At 56.5% G+C, this 23,888-nt stretch carries 25 protein-coding genes; 17 read left to right on the top strand and 8 right to left on the bottom strand.

What is annotated here, in order from left to right; translation table 11 throughout:
• Position 1 precedes the first annotated feature (1 nt).
• The 5 genes from USH94_RS04265 to USH94_RS04245 all read right to left on the bottom strand — a co-directional run bounded on the left by USH94_RS04265 (position 2) and on the right by USH94_RS04245 (position 6,190).
• Positions 2 to 958, bottom strand: a complete 957-nt coding sequence (locus USH94_RS04265) for a carbamate kinase family protein (protein ID WP_111965885.1) — start codon at positions 956 to 958, stop codon at positions 2 to 4.
• Entirely contained in the window at positions 955 to 2,508 is a 1,554-nt protein-coding gene (locus USH94_RS04260; protein WP_111965886.1) for a xanthine permease, read from the bottom strand. Before USH94_RS04260 ends, USH94_RS04265 begins: the two co-directional genes overlap by 4 nt.
• Before the next feature lie 11 nt (positions 2,509 to 2,519).
• Positions 2,520 to 3,935, bottom strand: a complete 1,416-nt coding sequence (locus USH94_RS04255; protein ID WP_181574056.1) for a DUF1116 domain-containing protein — start codon at positions 3,933 to 3,935, stop codon at positions 2,520 to 2,522.
• Positions 3,935 to 5,476, bottom strand: coding sequence for an acyl-CoA synthetase FdrA (gene fdrA, locus USH94_RS04250; RefSeq protein WP_111965887.1), 1,542 nt, complete (start codon positions 5,474 to 5,476; stop codon positions 3,935 to 3,937). The genes USH94_RS04255 and fdrA overlap by 1 nt, the downstream gene beginning before the upstream one ends.
• A gap of 108 nt (positions 5,477 to 5,584) precedes the next feature.
• Entirely contained in the window at positions 5,585 to 6,190 is a 606-nt protein-coding gene (locus USH94_RS04245; protein ID WP_111965888.1) for an ankyrin repeat domain-containing protein, read from the bottom strand.
• A gap of 320 nt (positions 6,191 to 6,510) precedes the next feature.
• On the opposite strand from USH94_RS04245, the gene USH94_RS04240 reads away from it, so the two are divergent.
• Positions 6,511 to 7,440 (top strand): LysR substrate-binding domain-containing protein, encoded by a 930-nt coding sequence (locus USH94_RS04240; protein WP_111965889.1) that lies wholly within the window; start codon positions 6,511 to 6,513, stop codon positions 7,438 to 7,440.
• Here the strand turns inward: USH94_RS04240 and USH94_RS04235 are convergent.
• The gene (locus tag USH94_RS04235) at positions 7,437 to 7,595 is read right to left on the bottom strand and encodes a YqaE/Pmp3 family membrane protein (protein ID WP_045286357.1); all 159 of its coding nucleotides are present in this window, start codon (positions 7,593 to 7,595) and stop codon (positions 7,437 to 7,439) included. The genes USH94_RS04240 and USH94_RS04235 overlap by 4 nt on opposite strands.
• A gap of 181 nt (positions 7,596 to 7,776) precedes the next feature.
• Between USH94_RS04235 and USH94_RS04230 the strand changes: the two genes are divergently transcribed.
• The 3 genes from USH94_RS04230 to USH94_RS04220 all read left to right on the top strand — a co-directional run bounded on the left by USH94_RS04230 (position 7,777) and on the right by USH94_RS04220 (position 8,866).
• Positions 7,777 to 8,076, top strand: coding sequence for an ArsR/SmtB family transcription factor (locus USH94_RS04230; protein WP_111965890.1), 300 nt, complete (start codon positions 7,777 to 7,779; stop codon positions 8,074 to 8,076).
• Between the two features lie 9 nt (positions 8,077 to 8,085).
• Positions 8,086 to 8,607, top strand: a complete 522-nt coding sequence (locus tag USH94_RS04225) for a rhodanese family protein (protein WP_111965891.1) — start codon at positions 8,086 to 8,088, stop codon at positions 8,605 to 8,607.
• Positions 8,608 to 8,686: 79 nt separating this feature from the next.
• Positions 8,687 to 8,866: a hypothetical protein gene (locus USH94_RS04220; protein ID WP_023308920.1), complete on the top strand. Its 180-nt coding sequence runs from the start codon at positions 8,687 to 8,689 to the stop codon at positions 8,864 to 8,866.
• 38 nt (positions 8,867 to 8,904) lie between these two features.
• Here the strand turns inward: USH94_RS04220 and stpA are convergent, their stop codons facing one another.
• Positions 8,905 to 9,309 (bottom strand): DNA-binding protein StpA, encoded by a 405-nt coding sequence (stpA, locus tag USH94_RS04215; protein ID WP_111965892.1) that lies wholly within the window; start codon positions 9,307 to 9,309, stop codon positions 8,905 to 8,907.
• 494 nt (positions 9,310 to 9,803) lie between these two features.
• On the opposite strand from stpA, the gene alaE reads away from it, so the two are divergent.
• On the top strand, positions 9,804 to 10,253 hold the full coding sequence (gene alaE / locus USH94_RS04210; RefSeq protein WP_008502567.1) for an L-alanine exporter AlaE: 450 nt from the start codon (positions 9,804 to 9,806) through the stop codon (positions 10,251 to 10,253).
• 32 nt (positions 10,254 to 10,285) lie between these two features.
• Here the strand turns inward: alaE and USH94_RS04205 are convergent, their stop codons facing one another.
• The gene (locus USH94_RS04205) at positions 10,286 to 10,630 is read right to left on the bottom strand and encodes a DUF2002 family protein (RefSeq protein ID WP_023308923.1); all 345 of its coding nucleotides are present in this window, start codon (positions 10,628 to 10,630) and stop codon (positions 10,286 to 10,288) included.
• 160 nt (positions 10,631 to 10,790) lie between these two features.
• Between USH94_RS04205 and USH94_RS04200 the strand changes: the two genes are divergently transcribed.
• The 12 genes from USH94_RS04200 (at position 10,791) to emrB (ending at position 23,766) form a co-directional block, all read left to right on the top strand.
• Positions 10,791 to 11,117 carry a DUF883 domain-containing protein gene (locus tag USH94_RS04200; RefSeq protein ID WP_008502569.1) on the top strand — a complete coding sequence of 109 codons (327 nt, stop codon included), beginning with the start codon at positions 10,791 to 10,793 and terminating at the stop codon, positions 11,115 to 11,117.
• Positions 11,118 to 11,369: 252 nt separating this feature from the next.
• On the top strand, positions 11,370 to 11,609 hold the full coding sequence (gene nrdH, locus USH94_RS04195) for a glutaredoxin-like protein NrdH (protein WP_111965893.1): 240 nt from the start codon (positions 11,370 to 11,372) through the stop codon (positions 11,607 to 11,609).
• Positions 11,606 to 12,016, top strand: coding sequence for a class Ib ribonucleoside-diphosphate reductase assembly flavoprotein NrdI (nrdI, locus tag USH94_RS04190; protein WP_111965894.1), 411 nt, complete (start codon positions 11,606 to 11,608; stop codon positions 12,014 to 12,016). Before nrdH ends, nrdI begins: the two co-directional genes overlap by 4 nt.
• Positions 11,989 to 14,133, top strand: coding sequence for a class 1b ribonucleoside-diphosphate reductase subunit alpha (gene nrdE, locus USH94_RS04185; protein ID WP_111965895.1), 2,145 nt, complete (start codon positions 11,989 to 11,991; stop codon positions 14,131 to 14,133). Before nrdI ends, nrdE begins: the two co-directional genes overlap by 28 nt.
• Before the next feature lie 9 nt (positions 14,134 to 14,142).
• Positions 14,143 to 15,102, top strand: coding sequence for a class 1b ribonucleoside-diphosphate reductase subunit beta (gene nrdF, locus USH94_RS04180; protein ID WP_111965896.1), 960 nt, complete (start codon positions 14,143 to 14,145; stop codon positions 15,100 to 15,102).
• A 330-nt stretch (positions 15,103 to 15,432) separates the two neighbouring features.
• Positions 15,433 to 16,635: a glycine betaine/L-proline ABC transporter ATP-binding protein ProV gene (gene proV / locus USH94_RS04175; RefSeq protein WP_111965897.1), complete on the top strand. Its 1,203-nt coding sequence runs from the start codon at positions 15,433 to 15,435 to the stop codon at positions 16,633 to 16,635.
• Positions 16,628 to 17,692 carry a glycine betaine/L-proline ABC transporter permease ProW gene (proW, locus tag USH94_RS04170; protein ID WP_111965898.1) on the top strand — a complete coding sequence of 355 codons (1,065 nt, stop codon included), beginning with the start codon at positions 16,628 to 16,630 and terminating at the stop codon, positions 17,690 to 17,692. The genes proV and proW overlap by 8 nt, the downstream gene beginning before the upstream one ends.
• 9 nt (positions 17,693 to 17,701) lie before the next feature.
• Complete coding sequence (gene proX / locus USH94_RS04165) at positions 17,702 to 18,697, top strand: glycine betaine/L-proline ABC transporter substrate-binding protein ProX (RefSeq protein WP_111965899.1); 996 nt, start codon at positions 17,702 to 17,704, stop codon at positions 18,695 to 18,697.
• Between the two features lie 174 nt (positions 18,698 to 18,871).
• On the top strand, positions 18,872 to 20,056 hold the full coding sequence (locus USH94_RS04160) for an MFS transporter (RefSeq protein ID WP_111965900.1): 1,185 nt from the start codon (positions 18,872 to 18,874) through the stop codon (positions 20,054 to 20,056).
• 313 nt (positions 20,057 to 20,369) lie between these two features.
• The gene (gene mprA / locus USH94_RS04155) at positions 20,370 to 20,900 is read left to right on the top strand and encodes a transcriptional repressor MprA (protein ID WP_023333174.1); all 531 of its coding nucleotides are present in this window, start codon (positions 20,370 to 20,372) and stop codon (positions 20,898 to 20,900) included.
• 126 nt (positions 20,901 to 21,026) lie between these two features.
• Complete coding sequence (gene emrA / locus USH94_RS04150; RefSeq protein WP_111965901.1) at positions 21,027 to 22,199, top strand: multidrug efflux MFS transporter periplasmic adaptor subunit EmrA; 1,173 nt, start codon at positions 21,027 to 21,029, stop codon at positions 22,197 to 22,199.
• Positions 22,200 to 22,215: 16 nt separating this feature from the next.
• Positions 22,216 to 23,766: a multidrug efflux MFS transporter permease subunit EmrB gene (gene emrB / locus USH94_RS04145; protein ID WP_111965902.1), complete on the top strand. Its 1,551-nt coding sequence runs from the start codon at positions 22,216 to 22,218 to the stop codon at positions 23,764 to 23,766.
• Positions 23,767 to 23,888 lie beyond the last annotated feature (122 nt).

Genomic DNA, 23,888 nt, shown 5'->3' with positions numbered 1-23,888 from the left:
CTTATCTTCCTTCATTCACAATATGGGTACCGGTTTCTCCGCGCAGCGCGGCGGGCAGGCAGTCCGGCGAGGTGATGATCACGCGCTTGCCGCCGTGATGTAAAAACGCCAGCGAGGCGACGATTTTGGGCAGCATGCTGCCCGCCGGGAAATGACCTTCTTCCATGTAGTGCGTCATCTCCGCTACGTCGACGGTCTCCAGCGCCTGTTGATTTGGCTTACCGAAGTTGACACACACCTTTTCCACGCCGGTGGTAATCACCAGCACGTCGGCGCCGATCTCGCGCGCCAGCAGCGCGGTGGAGAGATCTTTATCAATCACCGCGTCGACGCTCTGGTAATCGCCCTGCGCCGAGCGCACCACGGGAATACCGCCGCCGCCCGCGCCGATCACCACGAAGCCTTTTTGCGTCAGTGTCTTGATCGCGTCGGCCTCGACAATGCGCAGCGGCTGCGGGGAGGCCACCACGCGACGATATCCCCGGCCCGAATCTTCAACAAAGTGCCAGTCCGGGTGCGCGAGCTGCAGTTCGTCTCGCTGCGCCTCGCTGAAGAACGCGCCGATCGGCTTCGTGGGGTGCGCAAAGCCGGGATCGTTTTTATCCACTTCCACCTGCGTGACGACCGTGACCGCCTTTTGCTCGCCGCGCGCGGCAAGGCGGTTGTTCAGCGCCTGCTGGATCAGGTAGCCAATGCCGCCCTGGGTGTCCGCCACGCAGTTTGCCAGCGGCGTCAGAGGGAGCCCTTCCCGCTCGTGGGCGATTTCAGCGCGGCGCAGATCCAGCCCCACCTGCGGACCGTTGCCGTGGGTAAGCACGATGTCATAGTCGGAGGCCAGCATTTCGAGCACCGTGTCTGCCACCGCTTTGACCGCCTGCGCCTGATGTTCAACCGACTGGCTGGCGTTGTCTTTGATAATGCTGTTGCCGCCGATGGCAACGACCATAAGCTCTTTCATACGTGTTCCTTCGCAACATTACCCGACGCGGCGCTCGCAACTTCCCGGCTGTCGAGAAAATGCTTCACCACAAACATGCCGCCCATCATCAGATACGCGGTGACGAACATCAGCGAACTGCCTTCGGCAAAACCCACCACCGGGGCGTGGATCACCCCGAACAGCGCCAGCAGTGCCCCGCCCGCCGCGGCCACGGCTCCGCGCAGCGGTTTGTTGATAATGGCAAAGATGGCGATACAGCCCCACAGCATGCTGGCAAGCGGTGCCCCGTTCCCCAGATGGACTAATCCTTCGTAGTAGATCCCTTTGCTGTGCAGCACGTCGGTACCGATTTTGGCGGCATTCGTGCCCGCCGCTCCCATCACGCTGTTCATCATGGTCAGCGCCCAGTTGGCGATCCACGGGAACAGGCAGATGAAGATCACGGGCACTTCCACCTTCGGCGTTTCCCTCACCACCTGGTTGGCGGTGACCACGCCGATAAACACCAGAATCGGCACGATGGCGGTCATCGGAATGATGGCGAGCATAAACGCCCCCAGCCCGAAAAGCGGCACAATGAACATGGTCACGCCGGAGGCCAGCGTGTAGCCGATGCTGGCCCCCATCGCTTTCCAGCCGGGATGGCCGACGTAAACCGTCACCGGGAACGGGTTCCCCATCAGGCAGCCGAGCATGGAGGCCAGACCGTTCGCCAGCATGACTTTACGCGTCGGGTATTCATCCCCCGCCGCGTGGGCACTTTCGATGTTCTCCAGGTCAAAGATGTAGTTCGCCAGCCCCAGCGGTACGGCAGAGGCAAGATACGGCAGCGCGTGCGGCAGGCCCTGCAGGAAGCCTTCCACATGCACCTGCGGCGGGTTAAAGCCGAAGGATGACATGGACGCTTTAATCGCTTCCGGGCTCTGCAGGCCAGAGATCCACGCCAGTGCGGTACCGGCTATCAGCAACAGCAGGCCGGTAGGGATTCTGGCGAAAATCGGCTTTTTGCCGAACCAGTTGATGAAGATCAGCAGCAGGACGATGAACGATACGGTCGGCGCTTCAAACGCCTGCAGCATCGGGTTCATCGCCAGCAGCAGCAGGCCTAAACCGGACAGGCATGACAGCAGCACGGTGCGCGGGATCATCTTGCGGATGGTTTCGCCCAGGAATGAACCGCCCGCAAGAATCATCGCCTCAACGAAGCACCAGACCAGGCCAATCTGAATAGCGAACTCCGCATCGCCCGTTTGCTGATACACCGGCATCAGCACCAGGAAGGTCACGGTAAAAATTGACGGCGCGCTGGGGCCGGACGGCAGCGCTGTCACGTCCGTGCGCCCGGTCTGGCGCGCCATCTGCATGCCGAACCACGCGTAGCAGATACTCGCGACCAGCACCGCCAGCCCGAAGGCCGGCGCGATGCGTCCATAAACAATCTCCTTCGGGATGCCGACGACAAAAATGAGCAACCCCATCATGGTCAGCAAATTGGTCAGGTTGTTGGTCATCAACCCGAAATAAGCCGCCCAGTCACCTCTTTTCCACTCCAGTTTCATGTTTTTCATGGATGCATGCCTTATAAAAAGTAGCGATCGCGGAATGTCAACAGCGCCTTTTCAAAACAGCTAAACGGCGGGTGAACGATGCCCGCCCCAATCATGCCGATGCCCGCGTCTTTGTGTGCAATGGCGGTATTGATGACCGGCAGAATGCCGCTGCCAGCGACCTTCGTGATGTCGATGGCGGTTGGAATGCCCATAAACGAGAGCAGCGGAATGGTGACGTTCGGATTTTCGCCGAGGGTGATTTCGCGCATCTGGCGGGAGAAGTCGATGGCTTCCTCCACCGTCCCGCCCACCAGGGCGACAATCGCCGGGGCCGTCGCCATCGCAAAGCCGCCGATGCCGTAGGTTTCGGTGATCGCGCTGTCGCCGATATCCAGCCCGGAATCTTCCGGCTTATAGCCCGCGAACATCGGGCCAATCACCTGCTGCGCCGGGCCGGTGAACCACTGCCCCGGAAGCCCCGAAACGCGCAGGCCGAATTCGTAGCCGTTGCGCGCCATGGTGGTAACCACGGTGCTGTATTCAATGCCGTGGGCGGCGTCCAGCGCGGCTTTACACATCGCCATCCACGTCGGGCCGGAGAAGTAGTCGCTGCTGGCAACAAACTCGAACACCTCGCGCTGCTGCTCCACCGGATAGCCCGCCTGAATTAGCCCCGGCGTCAGCGCCTGGATCAGCAGCGTGGTGCCCGCGTTATTGCGGTTGTGGCACTCGTCGCCCATGTGCAGCGCCTGGGCCAGCATCAGGCGCAGGTCGATTTCGCCGATAATCTTCATCGCGTCGCGCAGCATCGGGCCGAGCACGTCGCGCATCCAGTTCAGTCGGTCAATGACGCTCTGGTCGTTGGCCCCCATGCGCAGGATCTTCGCCATCTGCTCGCTAAGGTTGGTGAACGCGCGGTTGCCGTAGGTTTTGTTTTCAACGATGTGCATAAACATCGACGCGGAGGTGACGCCCGCCATGGAGCCCACGCAGTCGTGCTCGTGGCACGGCGAGAAGGCGATCTTCCCGGAGGCGGCAAGTCGCGCCGCGTCGTCCAGATCCTTCGCCAGCCCTTCAAACACCAGCGCCCCAGTGACCGCGCCCTTCATCGCGCCGCACATGTTTTCCCAGGAGACTGGCGGACCGGCGTGCAGAATGGTGGTGCGGGTCATCCCCGGCACAACGTTAATCGCCTGGTCATAGCCCACCAGCACCGGATGAGACTGAATAATGCGCTCAAGGGCGATTTGGTTGGCAGCGGCGATTTTCTCCGCCAGCGGTTTTTCCGCCAGCTGGTCGAGCGCTTCAACGACCTGCATATTGCCCTGCCCCGGCGGCGTCCAGTCGAGCTGGGTCACGGGAACGTGCTGTTTTTTGAGATCGTCGCTGAACATCGCGAGACCCACGTTAATGACGTTCAGCGGCTGGTTAAATAAGGTAGTCATTATGCGTTCTCCCCTTTGCAGACAAATTCGCGTGCCAGTAATCCGGTATTGGTGCTGCTGCTGGCCCAGATGACGCCGGCGTCGGTCAGCAGCTGACACTGCTGCGCCAGCGACTGCGGATCCTGGTCGGTGCCGAGCACGTAGCCGAGGATCTCCAGCGGACGGTTATCGGCCTTCGCGATGGCCTGTGCTTCTTTAATGGCGTCGATCATCACGCCGACCGGATCCTCGTGGGCGCCGAAGCCGAGCACAAAGTCCATCACAATCACCCCGACTTCCGGGTCGCGAGCCTCCTGCAGCAGGCGGCTGATGCGGTTGGTCGGGTCAATCATCGGGTGCGGCTTGCCGTTGGTGAAATCGTCATCGCCAAAATCGAGGAAAGTGTGGGCTTTACTGACGCTAATGTCGCTCAGGCGCTTAGCCGGATCCGGCTGGATGTTGCTGTAAACGTCGTCGAATTTCGCAAGAGCGGCAAACATCGCCTCGTCGCACAGGGTGCCGCCGCAGAACAGGCCGCGAATGTACTTCTGCTGCGGGGTCAGGCGAGCGCGCACCTCTTCAATTAATGGCCAGTTGAGCGGGTGCAGATCGAGGGACTCTTTTTTGATGCCGGTGAGCAGGACGGCCTTCAGCGCCGCCTCTTTGGTGCCGCGCGCGAACTGCAGTCCGTCCTCATCGGCGGGCGGTTCATTGCGACCGAGGAAGCACGCGATCACGGGCTTACGACAGGCGCGCGCGCGGGCCAGCACTTTCTCCGCCACCGCTGGCGCGGGCGGCTTGGAGATCAGCGCAATCACTTCTGTACCCTCGTCGGCTTCCAGCATTTCAATGGCGTCAAGCATCATCAGGCCGCCGATCTTCTCGCTGAGATCGCGTCCGCCGGTGCCGACCAGCTGCGACACGCCGCCGCCGAATTCATGGATGCGCACGCTCAGCTCCTGGCTGCCGGTGCCGGATGCGCCGATGATACCAATCGGTCCACGACGTACCGCGTTGGCGAAGCACAGTCCCGCGCCGTTGATGATTGCAGTGCCGCAGTCCGGCCCCATCATCAGCAATTTTTTCTGGTGCGCCAGCTGCTTCAGCGCCAACTCGTCGTCGAGCGACACGTTATCGGAAAACAGCATCACGTTGAGATCGTTTTCCAGCGCCTGCCGCGCTTCGCGGGCGGCGAAGGTACCGTTGACGGAAATCACCGCGAGGTTGCTGTCCGGGCGATGGGTTTTGGCGCTGGCAATCGTCGCATAGCGCGCTTCATGGGAGCCCGCGCTCTCTTTACGCGTGAACAGCGCTTCAATAGCGGCCAGCGTTTCTTCATTCGCCGCGTCGCCTTTAATGACAATCATCAGGTCGCCGTTTTTCGCCTCATTTAATTCCGGCGTTAACAGCCCGAGGTTTTTTAAAACGCCCTTATTCATTTCCGTTGCCATGGCGACAAAGGCCTGTTCGACGCCCGGCAATTTATTGGCTTTAGTGGAAACGGACATTAACGATACGGAGTCAAAATAGGTGTTCTTTTTAATCACGATTTTCGTTGGCATTATTTGCACCTGTTCGCGGATAAAAGGGGACCGCCGTCGTGCAAAATGCACGTCGGTAAAAATGCTTTATTTAATTAGCGGCCAGCCGGAATGGGCTGACCGACCGTCTTATGCGCCCGCCGCCAGCAGCAGGTCTGCAATCTCGGTGAAGCCTTTCTCCCGCGCCAGTTCGAGCGGGGTTTTGCCGTATTTGTCGGTCATATGCGGGTTCGCGCCGTGCTTGAGCAGCAGCTTCACGATCTCCTGCTGCTTTGCGCCGCCGTCGTTGAGTACGATGGCTTCCAGCAGCGGCGTCCAGCCGACAAAGTTGGTGTGGTTAACGTTGATATCGGTTTTTTCCAGCAGCTCGCGCACGATCTCCACGTGCCCTTTTTCACTGGCAGGCGTAATGCCCACGCCGCCAAAACGCGTCAGGCGGTCGAGATCCGGGTTCGCGGGTAATACCAGCCGCAGGAGAGTTAAATCGTTCGTCAGGCAGCTAATCAGGAAGGGGTTAAAGCAGGTCTGATCCTGTTTATCAATATCCGCCCCGGCGGCAATTAAGAACTCCACGCAGGCATAATGTTTTTTCAGGCTGGCAATAATAACGGCGGTTCTTTTCTGGCGGTTCGTGGCGTTAATATCCACGCCCTTCTCCAGACAGGCTTTTAGCGCATCGCTATTGCCCTCTTCTGCCGCCAGCAAAAATTCCGTAACCAGTTCAGTTGCAGACATATTCAGACTCCCGATGTTTTTATTTCTGTTGACCTGAGAATAGCAACAGCCTGGTCATAAAAGAATCCGCTTAAAAATGATTCATCGACAGACAATTCATTGTTGAGATAAATTCAATAAACCGGTCAAAATGTGCGTCTGTGCAACCTTTTTCTTATGGTTAACCGCTTTTTAGCGCGTCAAAACGCATTATGCTTATGTCTGAAAAAGCCTTGTATGGCGCGGCATTGATGAAATAGCCAGAACTGTGATCGGCTTCAAATGCGTTGTAACGACGCTGTTAAAATATGTTCAAAACTAATGGCTGAAGGGAGTGAGATATGAATTCCATCTTTACCGAGGAGAACCTGCTGGCCTTTACCACCGCCGCACGCTTCGGCAGCTTCAGCAAAGCCGCCGCCGAACTGGGTGTAACGACCTCCGCCATCAGTTACACCATTAAGCGCATGGAGACCGGGCTGGACGTGGTGCTGTTCGTCCGCAGCACGCGCAGCATTGAGCTAACCGAGTCCGGCTTTTACTTTTACCGCAAAGCCACCGACCTGCTTAACGACTTTCACGCCATCAAGCGCGGGATTGATACCATTTCACAGGGCATCGAGGCGCGTGTACGCATCTGTATCAACCAGCTGTTGTATACGCCGCGCCATACCGCGCGGCTGCTACAGGTGCTGAAAAAGCAGTTCCCCACCTGTCAGATCACCGTCACCACCGAGGTCTATAACGGCGTGTGGGACTCTATCATCAACAACCAGGCCAATATCGCCATTGGCGCGCCGGACACGCTGCTCGACGGCGGCGGAATTGACTACACCGAAATCGGCGCCATTCGCTGGGTGTTTGCCATCGCGCCGGAGCACCCGCTGGCGTTCGTTCCGGAACCGATAGCGGAAAGCCAGCTGCGCCTGTATCCCAACATCATGGTGGAAGATACCGCGCATACCATTAACAAAAAGGTCGGCTGGCTGCTGCACGGGCAGGAGGCGATTCTGGTGCCGGACTTTAACACCAAGTGTCAGTGTCAGATCCTGGGCGAAGGGATAGGCTTTTTGCCGGAATATATGGCGCGGGAGGCGGTTGAAGATGGCCTGCTGGTGACGCGGCATATCAATAACCCACGTCAGGACTCGCGCATGCTGCTCGCCACGCAGCATGCCGCAACCGGCCAGGTCACGCGCTGGATCAAGAAGGAGTTTGGCCCTGCGGGGGTACTGACCGATATTTATAGCGATTTACTGTGGCGCGCTTAGCTTTTGCTCTGTACCCAAAAAGCGTGAATGAGGCCGGGGAAGTAACCCAGCAGCGTGAGAAGAATGTTGATAATAAACGCCCAGCCAAACCCTTTGCCTAACAGCACGCCCAGCGGCGGCAACAGGATGGTAAAAACAATACGCCAAAAACCCATATTAAAACTCCGTGCAAGCTAATCCATTGAAAATAATAGAGTGAACCATTTCTAAGCATAGCCAGTTTACCCGGCTGCGCCAGTTCCCGACCCCGCGTTTACCCTCGTTTACGCTTTTGACGCTGGCTTAATGCGCACAATTACTTTAGCATTACCTTAATTAAGAAAACACTAAAGTACCATGACTGAACTCGAACAGCTTCAGGCCAGCGCCGAGCAGGCCGCCACACTCTTAAAAGCGATGAGCAACCCGCGTCGGCTGCTGATCCTCTGCACCCTGTGCGGAGCACCCGGCACCAGCGCGGGAGAACTGGCGCGAGCCACGGGGCTTAGTCCTTCCGCCACGTCGCAGCATCTGGCGCGCATGCGTGAGGAAGGTCTGATCGACAGCACCCGCGACGCGCAGCGCATTCTCTATTTCATTAAAAAAGATGCGGTGCATCAGCTCATCAGCACCCTGAAAAAGCTTTATTGCCCGTAAGGAGCCGCTATGTCACTTCCCCTTATTTCGCCGCGCGAGGCCAGTGCCCGCATCGCTGAAGGCGCAAAACTGATTGATATTCGTGATGCCGATGAGTACGCCCGCGAGCATATTCCCGCCGCGCGGTCCGTGCCGCTGGGTACCTTACCCGGTGGACTTAAAACGCAGGCGGGTGAAACGGTGATTTTTCACTGCCAGTCCGGCGCCCGTACCTCAGGCAATGCCGATCGCCTGGCGCAGGCTGCCGTTGCCGCTCAGGCATTTGTGGTCGAGGGTGGCATTCAGGGCTGGAAGCAGGCCGGGCTGCCGACTGTCGAAGACAAATCCCAGCCGCTTCCGCTGATGCGTCAGGTGCAAATTGCCGCCGGGCTGCTAATACTCTGTGGCGTGGTTCTGGGCTATAGCGTCTCCAGCGGCTTTTTCCTGCTCAGCGGCTTTGTCGGTGCCGGGCTGCTGTTTGCCGGTGTGACGGGCTTTTGCGGCATGGCGCGGCTGCTTAAGGTGATGCCCTGGAACCGTCGTACCTCATAAGCAGTAATCGGTGAAATACGCTGTACCCGGCGTCATACGTGGGCTAATGTGAAGATCGCTAAAACGATGAGGAGGTAATATGTTTTCTGTCGGTGATTATGTGCAACCGCGTAAAGGCGGCCCGAAACTGAAAGTGCTCGAAGTGAACGGTGACAGTATTGTGGCGGTCCAGGCCAGCAATGAGCAAGGCGAGAAATATACGCTGAAAGCCGCCGATGTGGCGCCGTATACCGAAGAAGGTGATTTCGGCGTCTGCTGAACAGATAACCGGGCGGCATGTTCCGCCCGGTTAACGCATTAGATTAGAAAATCATCCAGTGATTTACCGTTTTCCAGCGCGCTGGCGATAGGCTTAGGCGTGCGGCCCTGGCCGGTCCACGTTTTCTCTTCACCGTTCTGGTCAATAAAGCGATATTTTGCTTCACGCGGCTTACGCTTTTTCGTTTGCTTACCCGCCAGCGCCAGTTCAGAGCCCAGCAGATCGGTCGGTGAAATACCATCGGCTTTCATCAGTTCCAGCAGGGCATTAATTTTTTCCTGCTGCTCGGCGCGCTGCTGCTCTAATTCCGTCAGTTCACTCCGTTTCTCTTCAGTAACGACCCTGACCTTTTCCAGCATTTCCTCAAGAACGTCCAGGGATAATTCACGCGCCATGGCGCGCAGGGTTCGGATATTATTAAGATTCTGTAACGTCAAAGACATATTATTTGAAAACCTTTCTTTGGGGTAAATAGATAAATCGCCGACAGAATAATTCATTTGAGTTGAAATATCTACCCAAGGGTCCGTATGGGCTTCAGTGTAAATATATTAAAATCTCATTGCGAATAATAGCGCACGGGGCTGCCAGGAAACAGGGGAATCTAATCACCGCATTAATATAAATGGTCAACTTTACTCCAAATCGCAGCATACTTCGCCGCTGTCAGAAGGCGGATTCGTCGCCTGCGCCATCAATAAAACCAAACTATTGATTTTGATATAAAAAAAGCCAAACAAGAGAGATTATAACGATCGGAGCAAAAAACGAACAACTTTAGAGAATTTTGTGGACAAAAGGCGATTAAATAAAAATTAATCACTAGTTGTTAGTTCAAACTCAGAGATATACGCTATACACGTCAAACAAACCAACCTAAAGCACTATGCGCTGAAGGGAAATCGTTTCTTTTGTGTTCTTCTCAAGGAGTTCAGACATGTTCTCGCCGCAATCTCGCCTGCGCCACGCGGTGGCGGATACCTTCGCGATGGTTGTTTACTGTTCCGTCGTGAACATGCTGATCGAAATATTCCTCTCCGGAATGTCCTTCGAGCAGTCACTTTCTTCTCGTCTGGTGGCGATCCCGGTCAATATTATTATTGCATGGCCTTACGGATTATACCGCGATGCGGTAATGCGTTTCGCACGTCGAATTAGTCCTGCAGGCTGGGTGAAAAACCTGGCAGACGTCCTGGCGTATGTAACGTTCCAGTCGCCGGTTTACGTGGCCATTCTCCTGACAGTCGGTGCAGACTGGCACCAGATCGCTGCGGCAGTGAGTTCGAATATTGTCATTTCGATGCTGATGGGAGCCGTTTACGGCTATTTCCTCGACTACTGCCGCCGCCTGTTTAAGGTCAGCCAGTACAGCCAGGCAAAAGCGTGATGTGAAGCGACTGGCGCACGCCAGTCGCGGATTTACTGTACGTCGCCAAACAGTCCCTTCAAAAATCGCTCCAGCGCCATACGCGAACTGAAACCGTGCGGAATACCATAATGCTCATGCCGTTCACCGCCTAAATAGAGCGGAAATTGCTGATAATGATCGCAGGTTTTAATATCCGAGGCAGGCTCAGCAAATGACAGGCTTCTGTCTTTCAGCGTCGGATGAATAATGAGAGCGGTACGTCCCATTCTTGCTTCGCGGTTAACATAAACATAATTCTCGCCGCGGCGATATCCATACGCTTTTGGCGTCACCTCATCCATGGTGAATCCCTCTTTTTCAAGAACGCGTGCCACCTCGTCAGGTCGTAAATACATATCTTTTCCTCGTTATCTTTTCCTGCCCGGCAACCTTACAGTATTCAGCAATAGCAGGGCTTTCAGAATAGTCCATAAACTGCCGGATAACGCGTGATGGGCTTCAGATATTAAATTTCTGAACTAAACTGAACGGGAACACAAAATTACGGAGGATCGCATGTTTAACAGACCGAACCGAAACGATATTAACGACGACGCTCAGGATATTCGTAATGATGTCAGCCAATTAGCGGATACGCTGGAAGAGGTGCTGAAGTCCTGGGGAAGTGACGCGAAGGACGAAGCGGATGCCGCAAAGCGTAAGGCTCAGTCTCTGCTCCGTGAAACCCGCGCACGTTTAAACGGCCGCACGCGTACGACACAGGCTGCCTGCGATGCGGTCAGCTGCGCAACGACCTTCGTACGCGAGAAACCGCTCTGTACGCTCGGCACGGTAGCGGCAGTCGGTATCTTCGTGGGCGCTCTGCTTAGCCTGCGTAAATAACCCGATCGCGCACCGTTATCTGCCCCGGTGGTCAGTAGCTGCCGGGGCTTTTCTTTATCTTCTCGCCTGTAAAACCCGTATAGCCTGCCCTGCCCCGCTGGGCTCATCATCGGGACATCATCAATCTAAATTTCCCATATCTTGTATGGTTGAAACTTAAGACAACTACATCTAGTATTCCTTTTAGCAAGACACACACAACCTGACGCGATGATTCGCGCCGTTCTCTCATTTTAAATGGAAATACGAATCATGAGCATTATTATTTACACTCGTAACGATTGTGTTCAGTGCCACGCGACCAAACGGGCGATGGAAAGCCGCGGCGTGGCGTTTGAGATGGTGAATATTGACCAGCAGCCCGAGGCCGCAGACACCCTTCGCGCGCAGGGTTTCCGTCAGCTTCCGGTGGTGGTAGCCGGGGAGACCAGCTGGTCTGGCTTTCGCCCGGACATGATCAACCGCCTCGCCTCGCAGGCCGCACGGGCATGAGCAGACTGGTGTTCTTCTCCAGCAACTCGGAAAACACGCTCCGTTTTATTGAGCGCGTCGGGCTGCCTGCGGTGCGCATTCCGCTCAACGAGCGGGAGCGGATCCGAGTAGAGGAACCGTACATTCTGGTGGTGCCCAGCTATGGCGGAGGCGGTACGGCGGGCGCGGTACCTCGTCAGGTGATCCGCTTTCTGAACGATCCTCATAATCGCGGGCTAATCCGCGGCGTGATCGCGGCGGGGAATCGCAATTTCGGCGATGCCTTTTGCCGCGCCGGGGATGTCATCTCTCAAAAATGCGGCGTGCCGTATCTCTATCGCTTTGAGCTGATGGGGACGCAGCAGGACGTCGAAAACGTGCGTAAAGGAGTGAACGAATTTTGGCAACGACAACCGCAGAACGGGTGATCCAGGCGACGCCGGATTACCACGCATTAAACGCGATGCTTAACCTCTATGACCGGGAGGGACGCATTCAGTTTGATAAAGACCGTGAGGCGGTGGACGCCTTTTTTGCCGCCCACGTGCGGCCCAACAGCGTGACTTTTGCCAGCCAGAATGAACGTCTCGACCATCTGGTTAACGAAGGTTACTACGACGCGCGCGTACTCACCCGCTACGACCGTGCCTTTGTGGTGAAGCTGTTTGAACGCGCCCACGCCAGCGGTTTTCGTTTCCAGACTTTCCTCGGCGCGTGGAAGTACTACACCAGCTATACGCTGAAGACTTTCGACGGCAAACGCTACTTAGAGAGCTTTGAAGATCGCGTGGTGATGGTCGCATTGACCCTGGCGCAGGGCGATGAAGCGCTGGCGCAACAGCTCACCGACGAGATCCTCTCCGGCCGCTTCCAGCCCGCCACGCCGACCTTCCTCAACTGCGGTAAAGCCCAGCGCGGCGAGCTGGTTTCCTGCTTCCTGCTGCGTATCGAAGATAACATGGAGTCGATTGGCCGCGCGGTGAACTCGGCGCTGCAGCTTTCCAAACGTGGCGGTGGCGTGGCGTTTCTGCTTTCTAACCTGCGTGAAGCGGGCGCGCCGATCAAGCGCATCGAAAACCAGTCTTCCGGCGTGATCCCGGTGATGAAGATGCTGGAGGATGCGTTCTCTTATGCTAACCAGCTTGGCGCGCGCCAGGGTGCGGGAGCGGTTTACCTGCACGCGCATCATCCGGACATTCTGCGTTTTCTCGATACCAAACGCGAAAACGCCGACGAAAAAATCCGCATCAAAACCCTGTCGCTGGGCGTGGTGATCCCGGATATCACCTTTAAACTGGCCAGGGAGAATGCCGACATGGCGCTCTTCTCGCCGTATGACGTTGAGCGTATTTACGGCAAAGCGTTTGGTGACGTGGCGATAAGCGAGCTGTATGACGAGCTGGTAGCCGACAAGCGCATTCGCAAAAAATATATCAACGCCCGCGATTTCTTCCAGACGCTTGCGGAGATCCAGTTTGAGTCCGGCTATCCGTACATCATGTATGAAGATACGGTGAACCGCGCGAACCCGATTGCCGGGCGCATCAACATGAGCAACCTGTGCTCGGAGATCTTGCAGGTCAACAGCGCATCGGCCTACGACGAAAACCTCGACTATGCTGACATCGGCAAAGATATCTCCTGCAACCTCGGGTCGCTGAATATCGCCCACACCATGGATTCCCCAGACTTTGGCCGCACGGTGGAGACCGCCATTCGCGGGCTAACGGCGGTGTCGGACATGAGCCATATCCGCAGCGTGCCGTCTATTGAAGCGGGTAACGCCGCGTCGCACGCCATCGGGCTGGGGCAAATGAACCTGCACGGCTATCTGGCGCGGGAGGGCATCGCCTATGGCAGTCCGGAAGGGCTGGACTTCACCAACCTCTATTTCTACACCATTACCTGGCACGCGCTGCACACTTCGATGATGCTGGCGCGCGAGCGCAACCAGCGGTTCGCGGGCTTTGAGCAGTCCCGCTACGCCAGCGGGGAATACTTCAGCCAGTATCTGGAAGGCGACTGGCAGCCGAAAACCGAAAAAGTGCGCGAACTGTTTGCCCGCGCGGGGATTACTCTGCCGACGCGCGAGATGTGGCACCAGCTGCGTGACGACGTGATGCGCTACGGCATTTATAACCAGAACCTGCAGGCCGTACCGCCAACCGGTTCGATCTCCTATATCAACCACGCCACGTCGAGCATTCACCCGATCGTGTCGAAAATTGAAATTCGTAAGGAAGGCAAAACCGGGCGCGTTTACTACCCTGCCCCGTTTATGACCAATGAGAACCTGGCTTTATACCAGGACGCATATGAGATCGGCCCGGAAAAAATCATCGACACCTACGCCGAGGCGACGAAACACGTGGATCAGGGGCTCTCGCTGACGCTGTTCTTCCCGGATACCGCCACCACGAGGGATATCAACAGGGCGCAGATCTACGCCTGGAAGAAAGGCATCAAAACGCTCTACTACATTCGCCTGCGCCAGCTTGCGCTGGAAGGCACCGAAATTGAAGGCTGCGTGTCCTGCGCGCTGTAAGGAGAAAGGATGAAACTGTCACGCGTGAGTGCCGTGAACTGGAACAAAATCCAGGACGACAAAGACCTGGAGGTGTGGAACCGCCTGACCAGCAACTTCTGGCTGCCGGAAAAGGTCCCGCTCTCCAACGATATTCCGGCCTGGCAAACGCTCGGCCACGCCGAGCAGCAGCTGACGATCCGCGTCTTTACCGGCCTGACGTTGCTGGACACCATTCAGAATACCGTTGGCGCACCTGCTCTGATGAGCGACGCGCTGACGCCGCACGAAGAGGCGGTGATGTCGAACATCAGCTTTATGGAGGCGGTGCACGCCCGCTCTTACAGCTCGATTTTCTCCACGCTGTGCCAGACCAAAGACGTGGATGCAGCCTATACCTGGAGTGAAGAGAGTGAGTCATTACAGAAAAAGGCGGAGCTGGTACTGACGTATTATCGGGCCGACGAGCCTCTGAAGAAGAAAATCGCCAGCGTATTCCTGGAATCGTTCCTCTTCTATTCCGGCTTCTGGCTGCCCATGTACTGGTCGAGCCGGGGCAAGCTCACCAACACCGCCGATTTGATTCGCCTTATCATTCGTGATGAAGCGGTACATGGGTATTATATCGGCTATAAGTATCAGAAAGGGCTGGAGAAAATCAGCGAGGCAAAGCGCGATGAGCTTAAAGGCTTTGCGCTCGATTTGCTGATGGATCTGTACGACAACGAGCTGAGCTATACCGAGGAACTCTACGCCGGTACCGGCTGGGAGGAAGACGTGAAGGCCTTCCTCTGCTACAACGCCAACAAGGCGCTGATGAACCTGGGCTACGAGGCGCTTTTCCCACCGGAGATGGCGGAAGTGAACCCGGCCATTCTGGCTGCGCTGTCGCCCAACGCCGACGAAAACCACGATTTCTTCTCGGGATCGGGCTCATCGTACGTGATGGGCAAAGCGGTGGAAACCGAGGATGAAGACTGGGATTTTTAATGAACGCTAACGTTCGTTAATTTAATATAAACCCAACAATTTCATCTCTAATATTTACAAAGCAACTACACTGTCATTTCCACGCCATATTCGCCTGAATCGTCCGATTCAGGCGAAATTCCCCGACTCCAGAGCAAAAAATTGAGAAAAATTCAAATCACGCTCGGCCCTTTATTCATGGGAAATTCAGCCGTTTCGCTTACGTCAAAATTCTGCCTTTAGCTCGAGTCAGGGTTGTCTCAGATTCTCAGTATGTTAGGGTTATGCCCGTTAACAATTTACCATGGTAATCATATCGGCATAAACAAATAACAGGACACTCTCTATTGCATGGCAATTAAATTAGAAGTGAAAAATCTTTATAAAGTATTTGGCGAGCACCCGCAGCGCGCATTCAAATATATTGAGAAAGGCCTCACAAAAGAGCAAATTCTGGAAAAAACCGGGCTATCGCTTGGCGTTAAAGACGCCAGTCTGGCCATTGAAGAAGGCGAGATTTTTGTCATCATGGGATTATCCGGTTCGGGTAAATCCACTATGGTTCGCCTTCTCAATCGCCTGATTGAACCCACCCGCGGACAGGTGCTGATTGACGGCGTGGATATCGCCAGAATATCAGACGCCGAGCTTCGCGAGGTGCGCAGAAAGAAGATCGCAATGGTGTTCCAGTCATTCGCGCTAATGCCGCATATGACGGTGCTTGATAATACCGCTTTCGGCATGGAATTAGCCGGCACGCAGGCTCAGGAACGTCAGGAAAAAGCCCTGGATGCACTGCGTCAGGTCGGGCTGGAAAATTATGCGCATGCGTACCCGGATGAACTTTCCGGCGGTATGCGCCAGCGCGTGGGATTAGCCCGCGCATTAGCCATTAATCCAGACATATTATTAATGGACGAAGCCTTCTCCGCCCTCGATCCGTTAATTCGTACCGAGATGCAGGACGAGCTGGTAAAATTACAGGCTAAACATCAGCGAACCATTGTGTTTATTTCCCACGATCTGGATGAAGCCATGCGTATTGGCGACCGTATTGCCATTATGCAAAACGGTGAAGTGGTGCAGGTCGGCACACCGGATGAAATTCTCAATAATCCCGCGAATGATTATGTACGCACCTTCTTCCGCGGCGTGGATATTAGCCATGTCTTTAGCGCCAAAGATATTGCCCGTCGAACGCCAAACGGCATTATTCGTAAAACCCCAGGTTTCGGCCCACGCTCGGCGCTTAAGCTGCTGCAGGACGAAGACCGTGAATACGGGTATCTGGTTGAACGCGGCAATAAATTTGTCGGCGTTGTCTCCATCGACTCTCTGAAAACCGCGCTTGGCGAAAACAGGGGCATCGATGCGGCGTTAATTGACGCTCCGCTTGCCGTGGACGCCGAAACGCCGCTCAGCGAGTTGCTTTCTCACGTGGGACAGGCACCGTGTGCCGTGCCGGTCGTGGGTGAAGAACAACAGTACGTCGGCATCATCTCAAAACGCATGCTGCTGCAGGCTTTAGATCGCGAGGGGGCAAACAATGGCTGACCAATCAAACCCGTGGGGCACCGCTGATGCATCGGACAGCGCTACTCAATCCGCCGATGCGTGGGGTTCCACGCCAGCTCCTGCCGATGGCGGCGGCGCGGCAGACTGGCTCAATAGCGCACCCGCGCCTGCGCCAGAGCACTTCAACATCATGGATCCGTTCCATAAAACGCTGATCCCGCTGGACAGCTGGGTCACGGAGGGGATCGACTGGGTGGTGACGCACTTCCGCCCGGTTTTCCAGGGGATCCGCATTCCGGTGGATTACATCCTGAACGGCTTCCAGCAGCTGATGCTGGGCATGCCGGCGCCGGTGGCGATTATTCTGTTCTCTCTGATTGCCTGGCAGTTTGGCAGCGCCGGGATGGGGATCGCCACGCTGATTTCGCTGATTGCCATCGGCGCGATTGGGGCCTGGTCGCAGGCGATGATCACCCTGGCGCTGGTGCTGACTGCCCTGCTCTTCTGCATCGTCATCGGCCTGCCGATGGGGATCTGGCTGGCGCGCAGCCCGCGGGCGGCGAAGATTATCCGTCCGCTGCTGGATGCAATGCAGACTACCCCGGCATTCGTCTATCTGGTGCCGATTGTGATGCTGTTCGGCATCGGCAACGTGCCGGGCGTGGTGGTCACCATTATCTTCGCGCTGCCGCCGATTATTCGTCTGACCATTCTCGGGATCAACCAGGTGCCTGCGGACCTGATCGAAGCGTCACGCTCGTTCGGCGCCAGCCCGCGCCAGATGCTGTTTAAGGTTCAGCTCCCGCTGGCCATGCCAACCATCATGGCGGGCGTTAACCAGACGCTGATGCTGGCCCTTTCGATGGTGGTGATTGCCTCGATGATCGCCGTTGGCGGTCTGGGTCAGATGGTGCTGCGCGGCATTGGCCGTCTCGACATGGGGCTGGCTACCGTTGGCGGCGTCGGGATTGTGATCCTCGCCATTATTCTTGACCGCCTGACCCAGGCCGTCGGTCGCGATTCACGCAGTCGCGGCAACCGTCGCTGGTATTCCACCGGCCCTGTCGGGTTACTCACCCGCCCATTTATAAAATAAGGAACAACGATGCGACATAACGTACTTTTTGCCACAGCGTTTGCCACCCTTGTCTCCACCAGCACGTTTGCGGCAGACCTGCCGGGCAAAGGCATTACCGTGCAGCCGGTGCAGAGCACCATTTCGGAAGAGAGCTTCCAGACCCTGATCGTCAGCCGCGCGCTGGAAAAACTGGGCTATACGGTTAACACGCCGAGCGAAGTGGATTACAACGTGGGCTACACCTCGATTGCCTCCGGTGACGCCACCTTTACCGCCGTCAACTGGCAGCCGCTGCACGACGACATGTATGCCGCCGCCGGTGGCGACAAGAAATTCTATCGTGAGGGTACCTTCGTGACGGGCGCGGCGCAGGGTTATCTGATCGACAAGAAAACCGCCGATAAGTACCACATCACCAATATTGAACAGCTGAAAGATCCGAAGATCGCCAAACTGTTTGACACCAACGGTGACGGCAAGGCCGACATGATGGGCTGCTCGCCTGGCTGGGGCTGTGAAGCGGTGATTAACCACCAGAACAAAGCTTTCGATCTGGCGAAAACGGTCGACGTGAGCCACGGCAACTATTCAGCGATGATGGCCGACACCATTGCCCGCTTCAAAGAGGGTAAACCGGTGATCTACTATACCTGGACGCCGTACTGGGTGAGCGACGTGCTGAAGCCGGGTAAAGACGTGGTGTGGCTGCAGGTGCCGTTCTCTTCCCTGCCGGGCGAGCAGAAAGATATCGACACCAAACTGCCGAACGGCATGAACTACGGCTTCCCGGTGAACACCATGCATATCGTGGCGAACAAAGCCTGGGCGGAGAAAAACCCGGCGGCGGCGAAGCTGTTTTCGGTAATGAAGCTGCCGCTGGCTGACATCAACGCCCAGAACGCGATGATGCACGCGGGCAAATCGTCTGAAGCGGATGTCAAAGGCCACGTCGACGGCTGGATCAAAGCCCACCAGCAGCAGTTTGACGGCTGGGTGAAAGAGGCGCTTGAGGCGCAGAAGTAAAACATTTTTCCTCACCCTAACCCTCTCCCAAAGGGAGAGGGCCGGGGTGAGGGGATCAAACCGCACCCAACCTAAACCGCACAATCCATCACCCAACAATCCCCCAACTTTCACAATCATTAGCTATTATGGTTTCCGGAAAAATAATCACTCAACTAACGATTCCTGAAACTAATGACAAAAACAACTCAAGGGCTTAGCCCCGCACTCATCCTTTTAATGTCCGTGGCAACGGGTCTGGCCGTCGCCAGCAACTATTACGCGCAGCCTCTTCTCGACACCATCGCCCGCGCGTTCAATCTCTCCGCCAGCTCCGCAGGCTTTATCGTCACCGCAGCACAGCTAGGCTATGCCGCCGGGCTGCTGTTTCTGGTGCCGCTGGGCGATATGTTTGAACGCCGAATGCTGATCGTCTCCATGACCCTGCTGGCCGCCGGTGGGATGCTGATCACCGCCAGCAGCCAGTCGCTGACGATGATGATCGTCGGAACCGCGCTAACGGGACTGTTCTCCGTGGTGGCGCAAATTCTGGTCCCGCTCGCCGCGACTCTCGCCTCTCCGGAAAAACGCGGCAAGGTGGTGGGTACCATCATGAGCGGCCTGCTGCTGGGGATTTTGCTGGCTCGTACCGTTGCAGGGCTGCTGGCAAGCCTCGGCGGCTGGCGCACCGTATACTGGGTGGCGAGCGTGCTGATGGTCGTTATGGCGCTGGCGCTGTGGCGCGGGCTGCCAAAAGTGAAGCAGGAAAATCACCTGAACTACCCGCAGCTGCTGGCCTCCGTTTTCAGCCTGTTCACCCAAGATAAGCTTCTGCGCACTCGCGCCCTGCTGGGCTGCTTCACCTTCGCTAACTTCAGCATTCTGTGGACGTCGATGGCGTTTCTGCTGGCCGCACCGCCGTTCAATTATTCCGAAGGGGTGATTGGCCTGTTCGGCCTGGCCGGTGCCGCAGGCGCGCTGGGCGCGCGTCCCGCAGGCGGGCTGGCCGACAAGGGCAAATCCCACCTGACCACCTCCGCAGGACTGATTTTACTTCTGCTCTCCTGGGCGGCGATCTGGTACGGACACATCTCGGTGCTGGCGCTGATCGTCGGTATCCTGGTACTCGATCTCACCGTACAGGGCGTTCACATTACCAATCAGACCGTTATCTATCGCGTGAAGCCAGAGGCGCGTAACCGCCTGACGGCCGGTTACATGACAAGCTACTTCATCGGCGGCGCTGCGGGTTCGCTAATTTCAGCGTCAGCGTGGCAGCATGCGGGCTGGTCGGGGGTGTGTGCGATTGGGGCCATCGTCGCTACCATCAACCTGCTAGTATGGTGGCGTGGTTACCACCGCCAGGATGCAATTAACTAACATTTACATTGAGTTGGCCTCTTAGGGTGTTAAGAGGCCCTTCACTCTGTTAATGTAAACGTAATCATTTATCCCAGAAATTTTAATGTGGGTGACATATTTACAATTGGCATGAATAGTTCAGACCCCCGTCCTCACATCCTTTCCTCAGCGGGTTCATACCCTACGCTTTCTGTGCTCACCGGGTCACGGACTTACCCGGCGCTTTCTGATGGTGACATAAGTTTGGCGGATATAACCGCACAAATAATTCATTTACATTATTTGTCACCGTCGTTACTATATCGGCTGTAATTAATGAGGTTATGCCCAAATGGATAGTTCGTTTACGCCCATTGAACAAATGCTTAAATTCCGCGCCAGTCGCCATGAGGACTTTCCGTACCAGGAAATCCTGCTGACTCGCCTGTGCATGCACATGCAGGGTAAGCTGCTGGAAAACCGTAATAAAATGCTGAAAGCTCAAGGGATTAACGAGACATTGTTTATGGCGTTGATCACGCTGGAGTCTCAGGAAAATCACAGCATTCAGCCTTCCGAACTGAGCTGCGCGCTGGGCTCCTCCCGTACCAATGCGACCCGTATTGCCGATGAACTCGAAAAGCGTGGCTGGATTGAGCGCCGCGAAAGCGACAACGATCGCCGCTGCCTGCATCTGCAACTGACAGATAAAGGTCACCAGTTCCTGCGCGAGGTGCTGCCACCTCAGCACAATTGCCTGCACAAACTCTGGTCTGTCCTCAGCACTGCCGAGCGCGACCAGCTTGAGCACATCACTCGCAAGCTGCTCACCCGTCTGGACCAGATGGATGAAGACGGCGCCGTTCTTGAGGCGCTGCGCTAACGCGACGACACGCTCACCATTCCTGATTCATAAGAAAACCGACAGGCCAGCACGTCACACTGCTGGCCTTTCTGACAACAGGTCGGCTCAGCCGATGTGAAAATAAGAAGATCGTGGAGAACAACAATGAGCGCAAATGCGGAGAGCACTACCCCGCAGCAACCGGCCAACAAGAAAGGCAAACGTAAGAGCGCCCTTCTTCTGTTGACCTTGCTCTTTATCATTATTGCCGTGGCATATGGGATCTATTGGTTTTTAGTACTGCGTCATGCTGAAGAGACTGACGACGCCTACGTGGCAGGGAACCAGGTACAAATTATGGCGCAGGTGTCGGGCAGCGTGACGAAAGTCTGGGCTGACAATACCGACTTTGTGCAAAAAGGCGATGTGTTGGTGACCCTCGATCCAACCGACGCCCAGCAGGCGTTTGAAAAAGCACAGACCGCGCTCGCCTCGAGCGTCCGTCAGACCCGACAGCTGATGATCAACAGCAAACAGCTGCAGGCCAACATCGACGTGCAGAAAACCGCACTCGCACAGGCGCAGAGCGACCTGAACCGCCGCGTACCGCTCGGGACGGCTAACCTGATTGGCCGTGAAGAGCTGCAGCACGCCCGCGACGCCGTCGCCAGCGCTCAGGCACAGCTGGATGTGGCCATTCAACAGTACAACGCCAACCAGGCGATGGTGCTGGGCACCAGCCTGGAAAACCAGCCCGCCGTTCAGCAGGCGGCGACCGAAGTGCGTAACGCGTGGCTTGCCCTGCAGCGTACCAAAATCGTCAGCCCGATGACCGGCTATGTCTCCCGTCGTTCCGTCCAGCCAGGGGCACAGATTAGCCCGACCACGCCGCTGATGGCGGTCGTACCGGCAGACAATCTTTGGGTCGACGCCAACTTTAAAGAGACGCAGCTTGCCCATATGCGTATCGGCCAGACCGCGACGGTTGTCAGCGACATTTACGGCGATGACGTGAAGTACACCGGCAAAGTGGTGGGTCTGGATATGGGGACCGGCAGCGCCTTCTCCCTGCTGCCTGCGCAGAACGCCACCGGTAACTGGATCAAAGTGGTTCAGCGTCTGCCCGTGCGTATCGAACTTGATGCCAAACAGCTGACGGATCACCCGCTGCGTATCGGCCTCTCTACGCTGGTGACCGTTGACACAGCCAACCGCGACGGTCAGATCCTGGCAAGCCAGGTGCGCAGCAGCCCGGCTTATGAAAGTAACGCCCGTGAAATTAGCCTCGATCCGGTCAACAAGCTGATCGATGACATCGTGAAGGCAAACGCCGGTTAATCCGAAGGTGAGCGTTATGCAACAGCAAAAGCCGCAAAAACCGCTGGAAGGCGCGCAGCTGGTCATAATGACCATCGCGCTGTCGCTGGCGACATTCATGCAGGTGCTGGACTCCACCATCGCAAACGTGGCGATCCCGACCATTGCCGGTAACCTTGGCTCGTCGCTGAGCCAGGGGACCTGGGTCATTACCTCGTTTGGGGTGGCAAACGCCATCTCCATTCCGATTACCGGCTGGCTGGCAAAGCGCGTCGGTGAGGTGAAGCTGTTCCTCTGGTCCACGGTGGCGTTTGTACTGGCCTCGTGGGCGTGCGGCATGTCCAGCAGCCTGACGATGCTGATTTTCTTCCGCGTCATTCAGGGGATTGTCGCCGGGCCGCTGATCCCGCTTTCTCAGAGTTTGCTGCTGAGCAACTACCCTCCCGCAAAACGTTCCGTCGCGCTGGCGCTCTGGTCGATGACCGTTATCGTCGCGCCCATCTGCGGACCGATTCTGGGCGGGTACATCAGCGATAACTACCACTGGGGTTGGATCTTCTTCATCAACGTACCGATTGGCGCCGTCGTGGTATTAATGACGCTGCAGTCGCTGCGGGGACGTGAGACCCGCACCGAACAGCGGCGAATCGACAGCATCGGGCTGGCGCTGCTGATCCTGGGTATAGGCAGTCTGCAGATCATGCTCGACCGCGGTAAAGAGCTCGACTGGTTCAACTCGCAGGAAATTATCATCCTGACCATTGTCGCGGTGGTGTCGATAAGCTTCCTGATCGTCTGGGAGCTGACGGACGACAACCCGATAGTCGATCTCTCGCTGTTTAAGTCGCGAAACTTTACCATTGGCTGTCTGTGTATCAGCCTCGCCTATATGCTCTACTTCGGCGCGATTGTTCTGCTGCCGCAGCTATTGCAGGAGGTGTATGGCTATACCGCAACCTGGGCGGGTCTGGCCTCAGCGCCGGTCGGGGTGATCCCGGTCCTGCTGTCACCGATAATTGGCCGCTTCGCCCATAAGCTCGACATGCGCCGTCTGGTGACGTTCAGCTTCATCATGTATGCGGTGTGCTTCTACTGGCGTGCGTATACCTTTGAGCCAGGAATGGACTTTGGCGCCTCTGCGTGGCCGCAGTTCATTCAGGGCTTCGCGGTCGCGTGCTTCTTTATGCCGCTGACTACCATCACGCTCTCTGGCTTACCGCCCGAGCGTCTGGCGGCCGCGTCGAGCCTGTCGAACTTCACCCGTACGCTGGCGGGCTCCATCGGTACGTCGATCACCACCACCCTGTGGACGAACCGTGAATCTATGCACCACGCCCAGCTGACCGAAGCGGTGAACCCGTACAACCCGAATGCTCAGCAGATGTATAGCCAGCTTCAGGGGATGGGAATGACGGAGCAGCAGGCGTCCGGCTGGATTGCCCAGCAGATAACCAACCAGGGGCTAATTATCTCGGCCAACGAGATTTTCTGGATATCGGCAGGGATCTTTATCATCCTGCTGGGGCTGGTGTGGTTTGCCAGACCGCCGTTTGGTGCCGGCGGCGGCGGCGGCGGCGGCGCGCATTAATCCTCTGCGCTGGTAGCCGCCAACGGGCAACCGCCCCGGTTGTCCAGAACGCGACAGCGATTGTCAGTTTCGATAAAGCAGCGCTCCTGTAATCAATTCACGATAGTGAAAAGACAACAGGA

Origin of the sequence: Enterobacter sp. 148H3 (genome assembly GCF_034107425.1) — a bacterium.
GTDB classification, from domain to species: Bacteria; Pseudomonadota; Gammaproteobacteria; order Enterobacterales; family Enterobacteriaceae; genus Enterobacter; species Enterobacter vonholyi.
The sequence above is the reverse complement of the archived record's forward strand: the minus strand, read 5'-3'. Positions and strand labels throughout refer to the sequence as shown.

Excerpts from the sequence above, each read along its gene's own strand:
- USH94_RS04255 (WP_181574056.1), bottom strand. The coding sequence starts at position 3,935 with ATGACTACCTTATTTAACCAGCCGCTGAACGTCATTAACGTGGGTCTC.
- USH94_RS04160 (WP_111965900.1), top strand. The coding sequence starts at position 18,872 with ATGACAAAAACAACTCAAGGGCTTAGCCCCGCACTCATCCTTTTAATG.
- stpA (WP_111965892.1), bottom strand. The coding sequence starts at position 9,309 with ATGTCTTTGACGTTACAGAATCTTAATAATATCCGAACCCTGCGCGCC.
- proW (WP_111965898.1), top strand. The coding sequence starts at position 16,628 with ATGGCTGACCAATCAAACCCGTGGGGCACCGCTGATGCATCGGACAGC.
- USH94_RS04220 (WP_023308920.1), top strand. The coding sequence starts at position 8,687 with ATGTTTTCTGTCGGTGATTATGTGCAACCGCGTAAAGGCGGCCCGAAA.
- USH94_RS04245 (WP_111965888.1), bottom strand. The coding sequence starts at position 6,190 with ATGTCTGCAACTGAACTGGTTACGGAATTTTTGCTGGCGGCAGAAGAG.
- USH94_RS04235 (WP_045286357.1), bottom strand. The coding sequence starts at position 7,595 with ATGGGTTTTTGGCGTATTGTTTTTACCATCCTGTTGCCGCCGCTGGGC.
- emrA (WP_111965901.1), top strand. The coding sequence starts at position 21,027 with ATGAGCGCAAATGCGGAGAGCACTACCCCGCAGCAACCGGCCAACAAG.
- fdrA (WP_111965887.1), bottom strand. The coding sequence starts at position 5,476 with ATGCCAACGAAAATCGTGATTAAAAAGAACACCTATTTTGACTCCGTA.
- USH94_RS04225 (WP_111965891.1), top strand. The coding sequence starts at position 8,086 with ATGTCACTTCCCCTTATTTCGCCGCGCGAGGCCAGTGCCCGCATCGCT.
- nrdF (WP_111965896.1), top strand. The coding sequence starts at position 14,143 with ATGAAACTGTCACGCGTGAGTGCCGTGAACTGGAACAAAATCCAGGAC.
- alaE (WP_008502567.1), top strand. The coding sequence starts at position 9,804 with ATGTTCTCGCCGCAATCTCGCCTGCGCCACGCGGTGGCGGATACCTTC.
- USH94_RS04230 (WP_111965890.1), top strand. The coding sequence starts at position 7,777 with ATGACTGAACTCGAACAGCTTCAGGCCAGCGCCGAGCAGGCCGCCACA.
- proX (WP_111965899.1), top strand. The coding sequence starts at position 17,702 with ATGCGACATAACGTACTTTTTGCCACAGCGTTTGCCACCCTTGTCTCC.
- mprA (WP_023333174.1), top strand. The coding sequence starts at position 20,370 with ATGGATAGTTCGTTTACGCCCATTGAACAAATGCTTAAATTCCGCGCC.
- USH94_RS04200 (WP_008502569.1), top strand. The coding sequence starts at position 10,791 with ATGTTTAACAGACCGAACCGAAACGATATTAACGACGACGCTCAGGAT.
- USH94_RS04240 (WP_111965889.1), top strand. The coding sequence starts at position 6,511 with ATGAATTCCATCTTTACCGAGGAGAACCTGCTGGCCTTTACCACCGCC.
- USH94_RS04205 (WP_023308923.1), bottom strand. The coding sequence starts at position 10,630 with ATGTATTTACGACCTGACGAGGTGGCACGCGTTCTTGAAAAAGAGGGA.
- nrdH (WP_111965893.1), top strand. The coding sequence starts at position 11,370 with ATGAGCATTATTATTTACACTCGTAACGATTGTGTTCAGTGCCACGCG.
- emrB (WP_111965902.1), top strand. The coding sequence starts at position 22,216 with ATGCAACAGCAAAAGCCGCAAAAACCGCTGGAAGGCGCGCAGCTGGTC.
- USH94_RS04265 (WP_111965885.1), bottom strand. The coding sequence starts at position 958 with ATGAAAGAGCTTATGGTCGTTGCCATCGGCGGCAACAGCATTATCAAA.
- proV (WP_111965897.1), top strand. The coding sequence starts at position 15,433 with ATGGCAATTAAATTAGAAGTGAAAAATCTTTATAAAGTATTTGGCGAG.
- nrdI (WP_111965894.1), top strand. The coding sequence starts at position 11,606 with ATGAGCAGACTGGTGTTCTTCTCCAGCAACTCGGAAAACACGCTCCGT.
- USH94_RS04260 (WP_111965886.1), bottom strand. The coding sequence starts at position 2,508 with ATGAAAAACATGAAACTGGAGTGGAAAAGAGGTGACTGGGCGGCTTAT.